Raw genomic sequence first — 16,095 nt, 5'->3', positions numbered from 1 at the left:
TCATGCGAATGTCTGCTATACTCTGCGCGTATGGCCTCGCTCGACGACCTCAACCTGCTACGAACCTTCGTGCGAATTGCTGAGGCCGGTAGTATTTCGGCAGCGGCGCGCTCGATGCACACCACCCAGCCGACGTTGAGCCGGCAACTCCAGCAGCTCGAGTCCCTCCTCGACGCCCCGCTTGTGCAGCGTGACACCCGCAGCATGAGTCTAACGGCGGCGGGCCAACGCCTGCTCGTGGATGCGCGGGAGATCCTCGACCACGTTCAAGCCGTCACGCTGCGCGCGAACGGTGAACATGCCGCGCCGCGCGGGCATCTACGCGTTGTGACAACGATTGACATGGGCCAGTACCATGTTGCCCCGTTGCTGGCTCGGCTGCGCGAACAATGCCCGCAACTGACCGCGGAAATGCACGTCACAAATCGCCCGGTGAAATTCGTCGAGGAAGGATTTGATTGCGGCGTGCTGGTCGGCGCCATCACCGACGACAGGCTCGTCGCCAAACGTCTGCTGGAAAATCCGCGGGTACTGGTCGCAGCACCTGCGCTGGTGAAGAAACTGGGCATGCCGGAGAAACCGGGCGACCTTGAAGCCTGGCCGTGGGTGGGGCTGCTTGGTTCACATTTCCTGATCGACAACTCCGTCCCGTTCACAAACGGCTGCAAGACCGAGACGCTGAGTTTTGATGCCGCGCTTCGGCTGGACGGAGTCACCTCCATGCGCGCCGCTGTGCTGGCCGGAGCGGGAGTTGCAGTGCTGCCGCTTTTTTCGGTGCGCGAAGCGGTCGCTGCAGGCACGCTGCAACTCCTTCTGCACGACTGGATAATTCCGCCCGTCGAATTTCACGCCGTCTATCTGGCATCATCCTTTGTGCCTGCGAAGGTGCGCGCCTTCGTGGATTTGTGTGTGCAAGAAATGCCAGGACGCTTCGACGACGTCAGATCGGAACGGACAGGTTAGATCGCCCGAGCCGCACCAGCCCCCGGCCCTAGCTCCGGCTCCCCGGTCCGATCGGGGGCTGCGGCGGTCGCAGCCGCCCACGTCCGATGGGCCTCGGCCCGGAACAGGCGAAGCGGTCGGTCTGCGGATCAGGTGAGGCTGGAGATTGAAGGCGTTTCAGGCGGCGGTCACGTAAGGCGACGGCCTGTTCAGGGTCGGGTCCCGTCATTGGCCCAATGTCGGAATACAGACATTGGACAGCCGCGCCGGGAGCGACCGTTGCCCGGGTCGGCCTCGGTCGGGGAGCGGGCTTTGTGTTTTCGCCGCGAAGGTGACGCGGATCTTCCTCATGCGCTCGGCGGCGCGAGCGGCTACAAGGCCGCCGATGTTGCGCCTGTCAGAACTCAAACTGCCCCTCGACCACGCGCCGGAGGCCTTGCCCGCCGCGATCGCCGCGCGTCTGGGCGTGCCGGCGCACGACCTGATCTCCTGGTCGGTCTGGAAGCGGGCGCATGACGCGCGCAAGAAGTCGGCGATCCTGAAGGTCTATATCCTCGACGTCGAGGTGAAGAACGAGGCGGCGGTGCTGGCCCGGTTCGCCAACGACCCGCACGTTCAGCCCACGCCGGACGTCGCCTATCGGCATGTCGCGGTCGCGCCGAAGGAACAGCGCCTGAGGCCGGTCGTGATCGGGGCGGGGCCTTGCGGTCTGTTCGTCGGGCTGATCCTGGCCGAGATGGGCTTCAGGCCGATCATTCTCGACCGCGGCAAGGTGGTGCGGGAGCGGACCAAGGACACCTGGGCGCTGTGGCGCACGGGCAAGCTGCACCCGGAATCCAATGTGCAATATGGTGAGGGCGGCGCGGGGACCTTCTCCGACGGCAAGCTCTACAGCCAGATCAAGGATCCACGCTTCCTGGCCCGCAAGGTGCTGCATGAGTTTGTCGCGGCCGGGGCGCCGGAGGAGATCCTGACTGACGCCCACCCGCACATCGGCACCTTCCGCCTGGTGACCATGGTCGAGTCCATGCGCGAGAAGATCGAGGCCCTGGGCGGGGAATACCGGTTCGAGCACCGGGTCACCGATATCGAGCTGGAAAAGGGCACCATCCGGGGCGTGCGCCTGCACACCGGCGAGACGCTGGAGGCCGACCATGTCGTCTTCGCCATCGGCCACTCGTCGCGCGACACCTTCCAGACCCTCTATGAGCGGGGCGTCGATATCGAGGCCAAGCCGTTCTCGATCGGCTTCCGCATCGAGCATCCGCAGTCGTGGATCGACCGGGCGATGTTCGGCCCCTGCGCCGGACACCCCGATCTGGGCGCGGCGGCCTATACGCTGTCGCACCACTGCAGCAACGGCCGCACCGTCTACAGTTTCTGCATGTGCCCCGGCGGCACGGTGGTGGCGGCGACCAGCGAGCCCGGCCGCGTCGTGACCAACGGCATGAGCCAGTATTCGCGCAACGAGCGGAACGCCAATTCCGGCTTCGTGGTCGGTATCTCGCCGGAGGATTACGGGAGCGACCACCCGCTGGCGGGCATCGAACTGCAACGCGAGCTGGAGACTGCCGCCTATGCGGCCGGTGGCGGCGACTATTTCGCGCCCGGCCAGCTGGTCGGCGACTTCCTGGCGGGGCGCGCCTCGACCGACCTGGGCGAGGTCGTGCCCAGCTACAAGCCGGGGGTGCGGCCGACCGATCTGGCGCCGCTGATGCCCGACTATGTGATCGCCGCCATGCGCGAGGCCCTGCCCGTCTTCGGCCGCAAGATCGCCCGCTACGACGACGCCCAGGCGGTTCTGACGGGCGTCGAGACCCGCAGCTCCTCCCCCATCCGCATGACGCGCGGCGCCGACTTCCAGAGCCTGACCGTGCGCGGCCTGTTCCCGGCCGGCGAAGGCGCGGGCTATGCGGGCGGCATCCTCTCGGCCGCCGTCGACGGGATCAAGGTGGCGGAGGCCGTCGCCCGGTCGATGGTCGGCGAGGCGGCGTAAGCGGACAGGGTCGATGTCTGACCAGGGGGGGAGTCCGTCATTCCCACCCTGACCGCTTTGTGCCTAAGCCCCATTCTGCGAGGCGGCACCGCCAGTTCGCTGACTGAAACCACCGCCAGACGCCGCTGGATCACGCCGCAGGCTGAGCCAGCAGACCAGTGCGACGGCGAGACCGAGGGCGATGCGCAGGATGTCGAGATAGAGTCTCGGCACCTCGAGCTGCAGATCACTGATGATGCCCTCCTGGATGGAATTCAAGGCCGCGTGCCCAAGGGCGGCCGGCCAGAAACTGCCGGACCGGATGGTCAGCCAGCCGAAGAAGAAGGACAGGCCGAGGGTCTGCAGCGGAAACAGGACGAAGGTCCCAAGGATCGGATAGTCGGGATAGTTGTAGCCGGCGAGCAGCATGGGCACGTGCCAGGCCCACCAGATGGCGGCAAGGAGCAGGATGCCCCGGGTCACGCCGATACGGCGGATCAGATGTCCCTGCAGGAAGCCGCGCCAGGCGAACTCCTCGCCGGTTGCGCTCACGAGGTTTATCACGGAGAAGACAACGGCCGTCGCGGCGACATTGCCCAGATAGAGTGGCCATGCCTGGAAACCCTCGCCCAGAACCCATGGGCCCCCGCCTATGGTGACTCCTCGCACTTCAAAGGCGAACCATCCCGACGTTGCCATCCCGCTGCCGACCAGAATCGCGAGGATCACGAAGGCGATGATGGTCGGCACGAAGACGCCCATGGGCAGATAGGCGACACGGCCGACTTTCCAGAGCAGGCCTGCACGCGCGGCAGGGTTGAAGACGATGAAGGCCAGGGTGATCAGGCTGGGCGACCACATGACGGCCACGAGGATGGTGAAGGTCGGCGGACTGTCCAGGCCCCAGAGCTGAACGGCGACGATCTGCATGGTCCAGGACAGGGCCAGGGCCAGTCCTGTGAAAAGTGCGATCGATCGCCAGCGCATAGCGAGAGCCGCATGGGGGGCGGCGGCCGGAGATGATGATTCAGGCATGAGGCTGCTCCGCGAAGACAGGCGGCGCAGGCCGCCGAGGGGTTCGGAAGAGGCATTGCGCGGCCGACCCTGCCGCGAACCATGCTGCTCGCGGCAGGTGCCCCAAACGACACATGAGGGAGTGAACCCGTTGCCCGGCCGGTCCTGAAGGGTGTTACCGCCGCGACCGGGACAAGACAGGTGCCGAGACGTCCGGGGTCAAGGAGGTGGCCGCGCCGGATCGGGAGGAGTCACCCCGATCCTGTCGGGGGCCGATCCCGCCGCGCCGTCAGCTGCGGGACGACCGAAGACAGAAGCAGTCTGCCCGTAATGAAGATCAGCGCCAGAACCACGCCGGCCGCCGGAAAAAGCCAGGGCCCAAGACGCTCGCGGGCTGAGGCCGGGTCATCGATGACTCCGATGAACGCTGTCCCGGGGCCGGTCCAAAGACCCGCATGGACGGGGTCGAGGATCTTCAGCGCCACCACAAGGACGGTGACGCCCGCAAGGATGGCCAGCAGGATCAGGGCCAGCAGGGCGATGGCGGCGCCGACACTTCGGTGTGCGCGATTGGCCACGAATCGGGCGAGGTCGCCGACGCGCTGGGATCCCAGGGCCCCATAGGCCTCGATCTCGTCGACGAAACGGCGGGCATGGCGTTCGGCCGGACCGAAATCGCTCAGGACCTGCTGAACGGATCCACCCGAAGCCACCCGGTCCTCGATGTGGGACCGGGTCTCGCGGACGATGTCGTCGCGCTCGCGCACCGGCAGATGGCCCAGCGCCCAGCCAAGACGGCTCAGCCAGCGTTCAAGCTCGACCTGATCGGTCATGGCCGGACTCTCCTTTCAAGAAAATGGGTCAGCCGCGAAGACATCTCTGACCAGCTGGCGCGCTGGGCCCGCAGTTCCTCGCGCCCGGCATCGGTGATCGCGTAGTATTTCCTGGGACGGCCGTTCTGCGGGTCGAGCCGCCACTCGGCCGCGGTCCAGCCCGACTTCTCGAGCCTGTGGAGCAGGGGGTAGACGGCCCCTTCGGCAAGTTGAAGACCAGCGTCGCTACGGAGGCGCTCCAGGATTTCGAGCCCGTAACAGGCCTCTTCGGCTAACAGGCTCAGCAGCGCCAGCTCAGCCAGGCCCTTCAGCATCTGGGTCCGCTGGACCGCTTCGGGACCGGGTTCAGGGTATTGTTTCTGCGACATCTTGTAATGCAAGATATACAGTTTTTCAGATATCGCAAGTGTCGCTCGGGAACTGACAACTCAGGTCGGCAGAGCGGAAGTTACCCCTCCCCGTCCGGTTTCAGCCGGCCCCGGGCGGTGCAGGTGCCTCAGATCGAGTGGATACTTGCCTGAAGCGGACGTTCCCAACCGCCGCCTTGAGCCAATTTCGGACCCGCGAAGTTTGTGTGTCGAACATCCACAAAGGGTCGGGATCGGTCAGAGCGTGCCAGGTGGAAAGCGGACTTTCGATCGGTCGCCCGAAAGCGGACCCTCTCAGGGTCGCCCAGGGTGGAAAACGTTCATCCGGAACCGACCCGCATGGTGACCTCCCGTTGAATGACGGGGTCGACGTGAGGGGCCTTTTGGCTCCCACGCCTTGCCCGTGACGCCATCCCGCCTTATCCCCGGACCATGCCGAACACGCCCCTGATCTGCCCGTCCATCCTGGCCTCGGACTTCGCCAAATTGGGCGAGGAGGTGCGGGCGCTGGAGGCCGCCGGCGCGGACTGGATCCATGTCGATGTGATGGACGGCCATTTCGTGCCCAACATCACCCTCGGCCCGGATGTGGTGAAGGCGCTGAGGCCGCACACGACCCTGCCGTTCGACGTGCATCTGATGGTCGCGCCGGTCGATCCGTGGCTGGACGCCTATCGCGAGGCGGGCGCCGACATCCTGACCGTCCATCCCGAGAGCGGGCCGCATCTGCACCGGACCCTGGGCCGGATCCGGCAGCTGGGCGCGAAGGCGGGGGTGGTGCTGAACCCCGGCACACCCCTGTCCATTCTGGAAGAGGTGGTCGATCTGGTGGACCTGGTCCTGCTGATGTCGGTCAATCCGGGCTTCGGGGGCCAGTCCTTCATTCCCACGACCCTGAAGAAGATCGAGCGGACGCGGGCCATCCTCGATGCCGCCGGATCGAAGGCCCACCTGCAGATCGACGGCGGGGTGACGGCGGCCAATGCCGGGGCCTGCGTCGCCGCCGGGGCCGATGCCCTGGTCGCCGGGACCGCCGTGTTCAAGGGCGGGCCGGACGCCTATGCGGCCAATATCGCCGCCATCAAGGCTGCCTAGGTGAATCCGATCGGGCCCTTCGCCGGCCGCAGTCCGTCCACGGCAAACGTCGGCGAGGGCGGTGCCATCCCGGGCCTGCGCGGGGCGCCCGTGCGGACGCCGGTCCGCTCCAGCGGCGTTGCGACCGGACCGGCCCTCTGGCCCGCCGTCGCGGGGCGGATGCTGACCCGCCAGATGTGGATCGAGCTCTATGGCCTGCCCGGCTATACGATGACGCTGGGGCTCAGCAAGGCGACGGGCTTCGCCGCCACGCCACGCGATTTCCGCCCCGCCGACATCAATCTGGGCAAGGCCGTTCTGGGCGGACGCTTCCCCCTGGCCGGATCGAACCTGGAGGCCGAGGCTCCGGCCGATCCGTGGAACCGGCCGAGCCCGTCGAAGGCCTTCGCCGTCGACCTGCACGCCTTCGCCTGGATGCCCGGCCTGATGCTGCAGGGCGAGCGGGGCGCACGCGAGGCGCTGCGGCTGACCCTGGCCTGGGCTGACACCTTCTCGCGCTGGTCGCCCTTCGCCTGGGAGCCGCAGATCCTGGCGCGGCGGGTCTGCAACCTGGCCTGCGCCGCGAAAAAAATGGGCGCGGTGGCGTCAGAGGCCGACCGGCTGAGGCTGGCCGATACCGTGGGGCGTCAGGCGCGCCAGCTGTTGCGACCGCCGGGGGGACTGGCCGGCAAGGCCGAGCGGCTGGTCGCCGCAGCCGTGGCCGGCTGCGTGCTGGCGGGACCGGCAGGCGCGAGCCTGCGACGCGCGGCGCTTGGCCGGTTGCCGGCGGCGCTGAGGATCACGGTCGGGGGCGACGGGGGCCATGCCTCGCGGTCGCCCGAGGCCGGGATGGAGCTGTTGCTCGACCTGCTGACCCTGGATGACGCCCTGTCTCAGCTATCGGAGCCGGCGCCCGAGGCCATGGGCGGGGCAATCATCCGCCTGACCACCGCGATGCGGCTACAGGTCCTGCCCGACGGGCGGCTGGCGGGCTTCCAGGGCGGGGGGCCGTCCAGTCCGGCAAGGGTCGCGGCCGCGCGCGCCCATGACGAACACGCCGAGGCGACGGCCGGGGCCGTGGGCTCGGTCGGGGGCCTGGCCCGTATCCGCTCGCCGCTGCTGACCATCATGACCGACGCGGGATCGCCGGGGAGAGGCGCCTGGTCCGAGGCGGCCTGCGCCCAGCCGCTGGCGCTCGAGATCGTCTGCGGCAAGGACCGGATCGTCACCGGCTGCGGCTGGACGCCCCGCGCCGCCGACCGCCAGGGCCTGAGACTGACGCCCGGCCATTCGACCCTGACCCTGGGCGAACAGTCCTTTGCCGAGCCCCTGGGCGGTTGGAAGGGCGAGCTTCTTGGCGCGCGTCTGTACGGGCGGCCCTATCATGTGACGTCGGAGCGCCGGGACGGCGACGGGGCGGTCTGGCTGGAGGTCGAACACGACGCCTGGGCCCAGCCCTTCGGTCTGATGCACCAGCGCCGGCTCTATCTGGACCAGAGGCTGGACGAACTCAGGGCCGAGGAGCGGCTGCATCCCGCCGCCGGGACCCGCGATGTGGTCCGGGTCATCGCTGCCCCCTATGCCGTACGTTTCCACCTCGAGCCGGGGGTGCAGGCCTCGCTGGCGCGCGATCGCCGGTCGATCCTGCTGCGCGGACACTCCGGCCGGGGCTGGTGGTTCCGGACCGATGGTCCGGACGTGGCCATCGAACCGTCGGTGCACGTCGACGAGGGTCTGACGCGGCGGTCGCTGCAGGTCGTGGTGCGCGGCTCGGCGCGCACCGACGCCGAGACCAAGATCCGCTGGAAGCTGAGCCCGGCGGGCGCGGCGGGCGACCCGAACTGAAGTCTATTCGGCGACCGGTTCGACCACCCTGGCCTTCTTGACCTTGGGCGGCTTGGGAGCCTTCTTCGGTTTTACGGCTTTCCCGGCGGCTTTCTCGGCCTTGCGGGCTTCCTTGGCGGCCTTCTTCAGGGCCTTGGCCTCGGCCTTTTCGACATCGGGAGCCGCGTCGGCGGCAGCGGCGATCTCGGCCAGCATTTCGAGGAAGCCGTCGCGCTTGCCCTTGGGCAGCAGGCCCATGATCCGCTTGTCGGCGGCCTCGACGCGGGGACGGGCCTGATCCAGCAGGGCCTGGCCCTCGGCCGAGAGGCGTACGGCCTTGGCGCGGGCGTCCAGCGTCGAACGTTCGCGCGACAGCAGCCCCTTGGTGGTCATACGGGCGACGAGGTCGGCCAGGGTCGAACGGTCGATGCCCGTGGCCCGGACGAGTTCCGTCTGGGTCAGGCCCTCCTTGACGGAGACGGCCTCCATGACCGCGAACTGACGCTGGGTCGGACCGCCGTCACCGGCTTCCTCGGAATAGATGTCGAGCGCCAGCTGGAGGGCGCGGTGCATCAGATGGCTGGGCGATTCGGCGAGCGTGCCGGACCGTCGCGCCTGTTTGCCGGATTTGACCATACCGTATCCCCTTGCCGTATGCGGAGGATTATCAGTCAGGCTTTACGGTTTAACGACAGCCTGGCCCGGCCGGGCCAGGCTGTTATCTTTCGGACGCTATGTTCGCGACGCGGTCGCTCACGACCTGAGCGCAGGTCGGGTCGAACTCAGGGTGCAGTGTCCGGTCGAGCCGGCGCGGACGTATCGACAGGGTCGTCCGAGATCAGGTTCTTCATGATCAGCGGCACCTGCGACAGGCCGAAGACGGACGAGGCGATCCAGAGAACACCGCGGAAACTGACCCAGACGTCGGCCGGATCGATGTGGGCGTAACCCAGCCGGGCGGCGGCCCAGCCGACCAGGGCCTCGGACCGGATCGCCTCATTGGTCAGGGCCACGGCGGCGAAATACAGGCCGTAGCGGAATGTCAGGATGCGCCAGGCCGAGTCATTGACCGGGATGACCGTGCCCAGCAGCGCCTTCAGCGGCTGTTTGCCCAGCCAGAGACCGCCCAGAAGGGCCACGGCGAGCGAGGCGTTGAGCACCGTCACCTTCAGCTTCACGAACAGGTCGTCGTTGAAGACCAGGGTCAGGACGCCGAAGACGAGGGCGAAACCACCGACCAGCAGCGGCATCAGGGCCAGACGTTTCTCGACCATCAGGCCGACGGCCACGGCGACGACCGAACCGGCCACCAGACCCCAGGTCGCGTGGACCAGGGCCTCGTCGCCCGGCAGACCGCGTGCGCGGAAAAAGATGAAGGTCGCGGCGAAGGCGGCGAGCGCCCCGAAATCGACGACCTGACGGATCCAGGTCGGCGGCTTCTTGTGCGGGGCTGCGCTCTGCTCAGTCATGGTCTAGTCCTCGAGGCCGACGAGCGAACGGGAGAAGGCGCGGGCATCGAAGGGTTGCAGGTCGTCGATCCCCTCGCCCACCCCGATCAGCTTGATGGGGGCGTCCGACGCCTGGGCCACGGGGACCAGAACCCCGCCGCGCGCCGTACCGTCCAGCTTGGTCATGACCAGGCCGGAGACGAAGGCGGTGCGGCCGAAGATCTGTTCCTGGGCCAGGGCGTTGCGGCCCACGGTGGCGTCGAGGACCAGCAGGGTCTCGTGTGGGGCGTCCGGATCGATCTTCTTCAGCACCCGAACGATCTTCAGGAGTTCGTCCATCAGGGCGGACTTGTTCTGCAGCCGGCCGGCGGTGTCGATCAGGACCACATCGAACCCCTCGGCCCGTGCCTTCGTATAGGCGTCGAAGGCGAGACCGGCGGGGTCGGCGCCGTCGCGGCGGCTCTCGAAATCGGCGCCGGCCCTCTCGGCCCAGACCTTGAGCTGTTCGCGGGCGGCGGCGCGGAAGGTGTCGCCGGCGACGATCATCACCCGGGCGCCCTTGCCCGTCAGATCGGCGGCGATCTTGCCGAGCGTGGTGGTCTTGCCCGAGCCGTTGACGCCCACGAACAGGACGACGAACGGTTTGATCCCGCCGCCGACGCCGTCGGGCCCGAGCGGGTCGAAGCTCGCCTGACGCGGCAGGAGTTCGGCGGCGACCGCCTCGGCCAGGGCCTCCCTGACCTCGCGCTCGGAGGGGTTGGCACCGAAGCGCAGGTCGCGGAAGCGGGCGACGATACGGTCGGTGGCGGCGGGGCCGAGGTCGCTTTCCAGCAGGTGTTCCTCGAGACCCTCGAGGGCGGCCTCGGACAGAGGCTCCTTTACGAAGGCGCCGACGACCGTCTCGGTCATCTGCTGGCTGGAGCGGGCCAGTCCCTGGCTGAGGCGCTGGAACCAGCCCTTCTTGGGCGTATCGTTCATGGGAGGGCTTTAGCGGGGGAGTGAGGCCGCGTCACGTGTTCCCGTTCCTTCTCCCCTTGCGGGAGAAGGTGGCCGAGCGCAGCGATGTCGGATGAGGGGTTTCGCTGACATCGAAGTCAGCTTTGCCAGCCCCCACTCCAGTGTCCTGCGTGACCCCTCATCCGTCAGCCTTCGGCTGCCACCTTCTCCCGCAAGGGGAGAAGGGAGTAGCTTGGGACCCTGGGCCTTTGGCTCTATATGAGCATAACTCATCGAGGACCGTGCCTTGGCCAAGATCCACCCCTTCCATTCGTCTCGCACCCACGGCTTCGTCCGGGTCGCGGCAGCGACCCCGGTGGTTCACATCGCCGATCCGAAGGCGAACGTGGAAGAGCACGTCGCCCTGATCAAACAGGCGGGCGAACAGGGCGTGGACCTGATCGTGTTCCCGGAGCTGTCGCTGAGCGGCTATGCCATCGACGACCTGCACATGCAGGCCGCGCTGCTGGACGAGGTGGAGCGGCAGGTCGGTGTCATCGCCGAGGCCGCCGATGAGGCCGGGCTGGTCGCCGTGGTCGGGGCGCCGATCCGCAATGGCGACGCCCTGTTCAACTGCGCGGTCGTCCTGGGCGGCGGGACGGTCCTGGGGGTCGTGCCCAAGACCTATCTGCCGAACTATCGGGAGTATTACGAGAAACGCTGGTTCGCGCCGGCGGCGTCGCGAGGCGAGGACGCGGTCACCCTGGGCGGCGAGCGCCTGGATTTCGCACCCGGCCTGATCTTCGAGGCGACCAACCGGCCCGGCTTCGTGTTCGCGGTCGAGATCTGCGAGGACTTCTGGGCCCCGTTGCCGCCGTCGACGCGGGCGGCGCTGGCCGGGGCACGGATCCTTCTCAACCTGTCGGCGTCCAACATCGTCATCGGCAAGGCCGACGAGCGGGCCGTGCTGTGCGCCAGCCAGTCGGCCCGGACCCTGTCGGCCTATGTTTTCGCCGCCTCGGGATGGGGCGAGAGCACCACCGACCTGGCCTGGGACGGGCAGGCGACCATCCACGAGCTCGGCGCGAAACTGGCCGAGGGTGAGCGGTTCGCGATGACGCCGCATCTGACCGTGGCCGATATCGACGTCGAGCGGATCGGCATGGACCGGCTGCGCAACGGCACCTTCGCCGACTGCGCGCGGATTGAGGGCGAGGCGGCGACGGTGATCCCGTTCGAGGCCGCCGAAGAGCGGGACACGGGCGGGCTGATCCGCCCCCTCGACCGCTTCCCGTTCGTGCCCGACGATCCCGCCCGTCTGGACCAGGACTGTTTCGAGGCCTTCAACATCCAGGTCCAGGGGTTGATGCGGCGGATGACGGCGACGGGCGCCGGGCGGCTGTGCATAGGGGTCTCGGGCGGTCTGGATTCGACCCAGGCCCTGCTGGTGGCCTGCAGTGCGTTCGACCGGCTAACGCTGCCGAGGACGAACATTCTGGGCTTCACCATGCCCGGGTTCGCGACCTCGGACGGGACGAAGTCGAACGCCTGGGCCCTGATGACCGCTTTGGGGGTCACGGGCGAGGAGATCGACATCCGCCCGGCGGCCGAGCGGATGCTGAAGGACATCAAACATCCGTATGCGGACGGACAACCGGTTCACGACATCACCTTCGAGAATGTGCAGGCGGGTCTGAGGACCGACTATCTGTTCCGGCTGGCGAACCGGAACCGGGCCTTCGTCCTGGGGACCGGCGACCTGTCGGAGCTGGCCCTGGGCTGGGCCACCTATGGGGTCGGCGACCATATGAGCCACTACAACGTCAACGGCGGGGTGGCGAAGACCCTGATCCGGCACCTGATCCGCTGGGTCGCGCAGCGGGACGACATGGCATCGGCCGCGAACGTTCTGCACGCCATTCTGGACACGGAGATTTCGCCCGAGCTGGTTCCGGCGGGAGCGGACGGAAAGATCCAGTCGACCGAGGAGACGGTCGGCCCCTATGCGCTGAACGACTTCTTCCTGTTCCATATCACCCGCTTCGGCATGAGCCCTTCGAAGGTCGCCTATCTGGCCCATCAGGCCTGGGGCGACGCGGCGCGCGGGCACTGGCCGGCGCATCATCCGGAGGCGGATCGGGTGGCGTACGATCTGGCGACCATCAAGTGCTGGCTGCGGAAATTCCTCGTGCGCTTCTTCCAGACCAGCCAGTTCAAGCGCTCGGCCCTGCCGAACGGGCCCAAGGTGGTGACGGGCGGGTCGCTGTCGCCGCGCGGCGACTGGCGGGCGCCGTCGGACGGGAATGCGCGGGTGTGGCTGGATGAGTTGGACGCGAATGTTCCGTGAGGACGTGGGTGGGGTCGGGTGGGGTGAACAGTGCTAGTGCTGGTGAGCGAGCACGGGTGCGGTTGATGCACTGGCTCACTGGCACCAGCACTCTTCACCCCCTGCCCACCTCCACCGCCGAAAGCCGACTGCAGATGACCGACGATCCGACCAGGGACTCCAACGGCAACATCCTGTCGGACGGCGACAGCGTGACCCTGATCAAGGACCTGAAGGTCAAGGGATCGGGCGGGGTGACGCTGAAGCGCGGGACCCTGGTCAAGAACATCCGCCTGACCGGTGACACCGACGAGATCGAGGCCAATGTCGACAAGGTGCGCGGCCTGGTCCTGCGTACGGAGTTCGTGCGGAAGGCGTGACCTTTTTCCTTCTCCCGGTGGGAGAAGGTGGCGAGCGAAGCGAGACGGATGAGGGTCGGGTCTGACCGGTGACGCACGGCCCTCACCCTTTCGCGCCAGGACGACGGCAAGCCGTCGTGCGCTCAAGCCCTCTCCCAACGGGCGAGGGTTGTCAGGGCACGTCCCGGAGGAATTCGAAGATCGCGGCCTTTGACTCCGGCTCGTCGAGCATGGGGGCGTGGCCGATGTCGGGGATCTCGGCGTAGCGCATGTCCGGCGCGGCCTTCTGCATCTTCGCAGCGATGTCGGCGCCCAGCAGGTCGGAGTTTCCGCCCCGGATCAACAGGGTCGGGCGTTTGCGGGCCAGTCGGCGGAAGAAGGGCCACAGGTTTGGGGCCAGGGCCCTGGCCCCGCCGGCGCGGATCGGGACGGCGATGTCGGGGTCGTAGTCAAGGACGGGCGAGCCCTCGGTGCCGTCCCGGAAGGTGCGCCGGGCGAAGACGTCCCAGTCGGCGTCCGTATAGTGCGGCAGGGAAACTTCGTTGATCCGCTTCGCATAGGCGGCGGCGGCGGCCCAGGTCGGGGTGTCGACCGGCTGGCCGGAATAGGCGGCGATGCGGGCGAGGCCCTCGGGCGAGACCTGGGGGCCGATGTCGTTGAGGATGGCGCCGGCGACGACGCGGCTCTTGAGCGCCGAGATCGCCATGGTGATCAGCCCGCCCATGGAGGTGCCGAGGAAGACGGCGCGCTCGATCCCGGCGACCTCCAGCAGGCCGAGCACATCCTTCGCATAGACCGGCGGCAGGTAGGTCATGGGGTCGGTGGCGCGATCCGACCGGCCCCGCCCGCGCACATCCAGCGCCAGGACCCGGCGGCCGCCGCGCGCGATCAGGGGAGCGATGGCGTCGAAATCAGCCGAGTTGCGCGTCAGGCCGTGGATGGCGATGACCGGCAGTTTCGCGGGACCATCCGCACCCGGATAGTCCCGCGCGAACAGGCTGAGCCCGTCGGACGAGGTCCAGCGACGCTCGGAATACAGAGGCTGTTCAGCCATGACGGCGCACTCCCAAAACAGAACGCCCCCGCGTTCCGGTCAGACTATTTCATCGCCCGGTGAACAGGCCAGCGAATTTCGTTCAGCCGCCGAGAAGGTCGCGGACGAAATGATCCAGGTCGCCGCCCTCGAACAGGAAGCCCGGCATGCCGGCGCGGCGCGCGGCCTCCAGATCGGATTGACGGTCGCCGATCAGGAAGGAGCGGGCCGGATCGATGTCGTGGTCGGCGATGGCGCGCAGGATCATGCCGGGATTGGGCTTGCGGTCCGGATGATCCGGGTGGAACCACCGGGGGTCCTCGGCCTCGTTGTGGAAGGGGCAGGCGTAGACAGCGGCGATACGGGCGCCTCTCGCCATCAACCGGCGGACGAGCAGGGTGTTGAACGCCTCCATCTGCTCAACGCTGAACAGACCCCGAGCCACGCCCGACTGGTTGGTAACAATGACGACCAGATAGCCGAGCGCGTTCAGCCGGCGGACGGCCTCCGCCGCGCCGGGGATCAGGACCAGATGCTCTTCCAGATGCGGATAGCCGCTGTCGGTGATCAGGACGCCGTCGCGATCAAGGAAGACGGCGGGATGGGTCGGCGGAGCGGTGTTCAAGTCGGTCGACTCCCGGTTCGAAGGGACACTGGATAGGAGCGTCCGTTGCAAGGCGCAACGCGAAGTGACCCCCTTGTGTTTGGCGTTGCAGCGTCGGGCGGGTTAGACGGCGGCCATCTTCGAAGGCCGCCCCCTGATCCGGGAAATGCGCCGACCCGTTTCGAGAGAGGTTCCCCCATGAGCATCGCCTTCATCGACCTGCAGGCCCAGCGCCGCCGTCTGGGCGGCAAGATCGAGGCCGCCATGATGGCCGTCGTCGAGAGCGGGGCCTATGTCATGGGCCCGCCGGTGCGCGAGTTCGAGACGGCGCTGGCGGCGTTCGGCGGCGCGAAACATGCCCTGGGCTGCGCCAACGGCACCGAGGCCCTGGCCCTGCCGCTGATGGCCTGGGGCCTTAGGCCCGGGGATGCGGTGTTCGTCCCCAGCTTCACCTTCTGCGCCACCGCCGAGGTCGTGCCGTGGCTGGGCGCGACGCCCGTCTTTATCGACATCGACCCCCGCACCTACAACATCGACCCCGGCCACCTGGAGGCGGCCATCGAGGCCACCATCGCCGAGGGCAGGCTGAGGCCCCGCGTAGTGATCGCCGTCGACCTGTTCGGCCAGCCCGCCGACTATCCGGCCATCAAGGCCATCTGCGACAAATACGGTCTGAAGCTGATCGCGGATTCGGCCCAGGGGTTCGGCTGCACCATCGACGGAGACCATCCCCTGAAATGGGCCGATGTGACGACGACCAGCTTCTTCCCGGCCAAGCCCCTGGGTTGCTATGGCGACGGCGGGGCGGTTCTGACCGACGAGGATGATCTGGCCGAGGAGATCGACAGCTACCGCGTGCACGGCAAGGCGGTGGCCAAGGATCTGGTGGGTCGGACGTTCGAGCACGACACCAAATATCTGAACATGCGGGTCGGGATGAACTCGCGTCTGGACACGGTGCAGGCCGCTGTCCTGATCGAGAAGCTGAAGGTCTTCCCCCAGGAGATCGAGTGGCGCACGCGGATCGCCGCCCGCTACAATGAACTGCTGGCCCCGCACGTCGCGGCCGTGCCGTATCTGCCCGACGGCAATGTCTCCAACTGGGCCCAGTACACGATCGAGCATCCGGACCGGGACGGTCTGGCGGCACACCTGCGCGACCAGGGCGTGCCGTCGGCGGTCTATTATCCGATCCCGCTGCACCTGCAGCCGGCCTATGACATGCACCCGCGCGGACCGCAGGGGCTGCCGGTGACCGAGGCCAAGATGAAGGCGGTCATCAGCCTGCCGATGCACTCCGATCTGGACGAGGCGACCCAGGACCGGATCGTCGCCGCCGTCGCATCCTACAGGGGCTGA

15 protein-coding genes are annotated in these 16,095 nt (G+C 67.7%); 7 read left to right on the top strand and 8 right to left on the bottom strand.

All coding sequences use genetic code 11. The features are described 5' to 3' along the window. Positions 1-30 precede the first annotated feature (30 nt). Together ACW18A_RS15805 and ACW18A_RS15800 are read left to right on the top strand one after the other, a co-directional pair. Positions 31-963: a LysR family transcriptional regulator gene (locus tag ACW18A_RS15805; RefSeq protein WP_492022661.1), complete on the top strand. Its 933-nt coding sequence runs from the start codon at positions 31-33 to the stop codon at positions 961-963. 364 nt (positions 964-1,327) lie between these two features. Next, entirely contained in the window at positions 1,328-2,938 is a 1,611-nt protein-coding gene (locus ACW18A_RS15800) for an NAD(P)/FAD-dependent oxidoreductase (RefSeq protein WP_492022660.1), read from the top strand. A gap of 63 nt (positions 2,939-3,001) precedes the next feature. Here ACW18A_RS15800 and ACW18A_RS15795 read toward each other — a convergent pair whose 3' ends face one another. The 3 genes from ACW18A_RS15795 to ACW18A_RS15785 form a co-directional block, all read right to left on the bottom strand. Then, positions 3,002-3,952, bottom strand: a complete 951-nt coding sequence (locus ACW18A_RS15795; RefSeq protein ID WP_492022659.1) for a CPBP family intramembrane glutamic endopeptidase — start codon at positions 3,950-3,952, stop codon at positions 3,002-3,004. 230 nt (positions 3,953-4,182) lie between these two features. Continuing rightward, a complete protein-coding gene (locus ACW18A_RS15790; RefSeq protein WP_492022658.1) occupies positions 4,183-4,764 on the bottom strand; it encodes an HAAS signaling domain-containing protein in 582 nt (193 codons plus the stop codon). Next, positions 4,761-5,144, bottom strand: coding sequence for a PadR family transcriptional regulator (locus tag ACW18A_RS15785; RefSeq protein WP_492022657.1), 384 nt, complete (start codon positions 5,142-5,144; stop codon positions 4,761-4,763). The genes ACW18A_RS15790 and ACW18A_RS15785 overlap by 4 nt, the downstream gene beginning before the upstream one ends. 420 nt (positions 5,145-5,564) lie before the next feature. Here ACW18A_RS15785 and rpe point away from each other — a divergent pair, with 420 nt between their 5' ends. Then, on the top strand, positions 5,565-6,227 hold the full coding sequence (rpe, locus tag ACW18A_RS15780; RefSeq protein WP_492022656.1) for a ribulose-phosphate 3-epimerase: 663 nt from the start codon (positions 5,565-5,567) through the stop codon (positions 6,225-6,227). After that, positions 6,228-8,051 carry a heparinase II/III family protein gene (locus tag ACW18A_RS15775; protein ID WP_492022655.1) on the top strand — a complete coding sequence of 608 codons (1,824 nt, stop codon included), beginning with the start codon at positions 6,228-6,230 and terminating at the stop codon, positions 8,049-8,051. It begins immediately after the preceding gene. A gap of 3 nt (positions 8,052-8,054) precedes the next feature. Here ACW18A_RS15775 and ACW18A_RS15770 read toward each other — a convergent pair whose 3' ends face one another. The 3 genes from ACW18A_RS15770 to ftsY all read right to left on the bottom strand — a co-directional run bounded on the left by ACW18A_RS15770 (position 8,055) and on the right by ftsY (position 10,456). After that, complete coding sequence (locus ACW18A_RS15770; RefSeq protein WP_492022654.1) at positions 8,055-8,666, bottom strand: MarR family winged helix-turn-helix transcriptional regulator; 612 nt, start codon at positions 8,664-8,666, stop codon at positions 8,055-8,057. Positions 8,667-8,812: 146 nt separating this feature from the next. Next, the gene (locus ACW18A_RS15765) at positions 8,813-9,499 is read right to left on the bottom strand and encodes an inner membrane-spanning protein YciB (RefSeq protein WP_492022653.1); all 687 of its coding nucleotides are present in this window, start codon (positions 9,497-9,499) and stop codon (positions 8,813-8,815) included. 3 nt (positions 9,500-9,502) lie between these two features. Next, positions 9,503-10,456 carry a signal recognition particle-docking protein FtsY gene (ftsY, locus tag ACW18A_RS15760; RefSeq protein WP_492022652.1) on the bottom strand — a complete coding sequence of 318 codons (954 nt, stop codon included), beginning with the start codon at positions 10,454-10,456 and terminating at the stop codon, positions 9,503-9,505. A 265-nt stretch (positions 10,457-10,721) separates the two neighbouring features. Between ftsY and ACW18A_RS15755 the strand changes: the two genes are divergently transcribed. Together ACW18A_RS15755 and ACW18A_RS15750 are read left to right on the top strand one after the other, a co-directional pair. Continuing rightward, entirely contained in the window at positions 10,722-12,761 is a 2,040-nt protein-coding gene (locus ACW18A_RS15755; RefSeq protein ID WP_492022651.1) for an NAD(+) synthase, read from the top strand. A gap of 134 nt (positions 12,762-12,895) precedes the next feature. Further along, complete coding sequence (locus ACW18A_RS15750) at positions 12,896-13,120, top strand: alkylphosphonate utilization protein (RefSeq protein ID WP_492024412.1); 225 nt, start codon at positions 12,896-12,898, stop codon at positions 13,118-13,120. Positions 13,121-13,271: 151 nt separating this feature from the next. Here the strand turns inward: ACW18A_RS15750 and ACW18A_RS15745 are convergent, their stop codons facing one another. Together ACW18A_RS15745 and ACW18A_RS15740 are read right to left on the bottom strand one after the other, a co-directional pair. Beyond that, entirely contained in the window at positions 13,272-14,153 is an 882-nt protein-coding gene (locus tag ACW18A_RS15745) for an alpha/beta fold hydrolase (protein ID WP_492022650.1), read from the bottom strand. Between the two features lie 82 nt (positions 14,154-14,235). Then, positions 14,236-14,757, bottom strand: coding sequence for a D-glycero-alpha-D-manno-heptose-1,7-bisphosphate 7-phosphatase (locus ACW18A_RS15740; RefSeq protein ID WP_492022649.1), 522 nt, complete (start codon positions 14,755-14,757; stop codon positions 14,236-14,238). 177 nt (positions 14,758-14,934) lie between these two features. Between ACW18A_RS15740 and ACW18A_RS15735 the strand changes: the two genes are divergently transcribed. Further along, the gene (locus ACW18A_RS15735) at positions 14,935-16,095 is read left to right on the top strand and encodes a DegT/DnrJ/EryC1/StrS family aminotransferase (protein WP_492022648.1); all 1,161 of its coding nucleotides are present in this window, start codon (positions 14,935-14,937) and stop codon (positions 16,093-16,095) included.

The sequence above is a fragment of the Brevundimonas sp. AVps5 genome, assembly GCF_058681515.1.
This window is presented reverse-complemented; position numbering and strand designations above follow the sequence as displayed.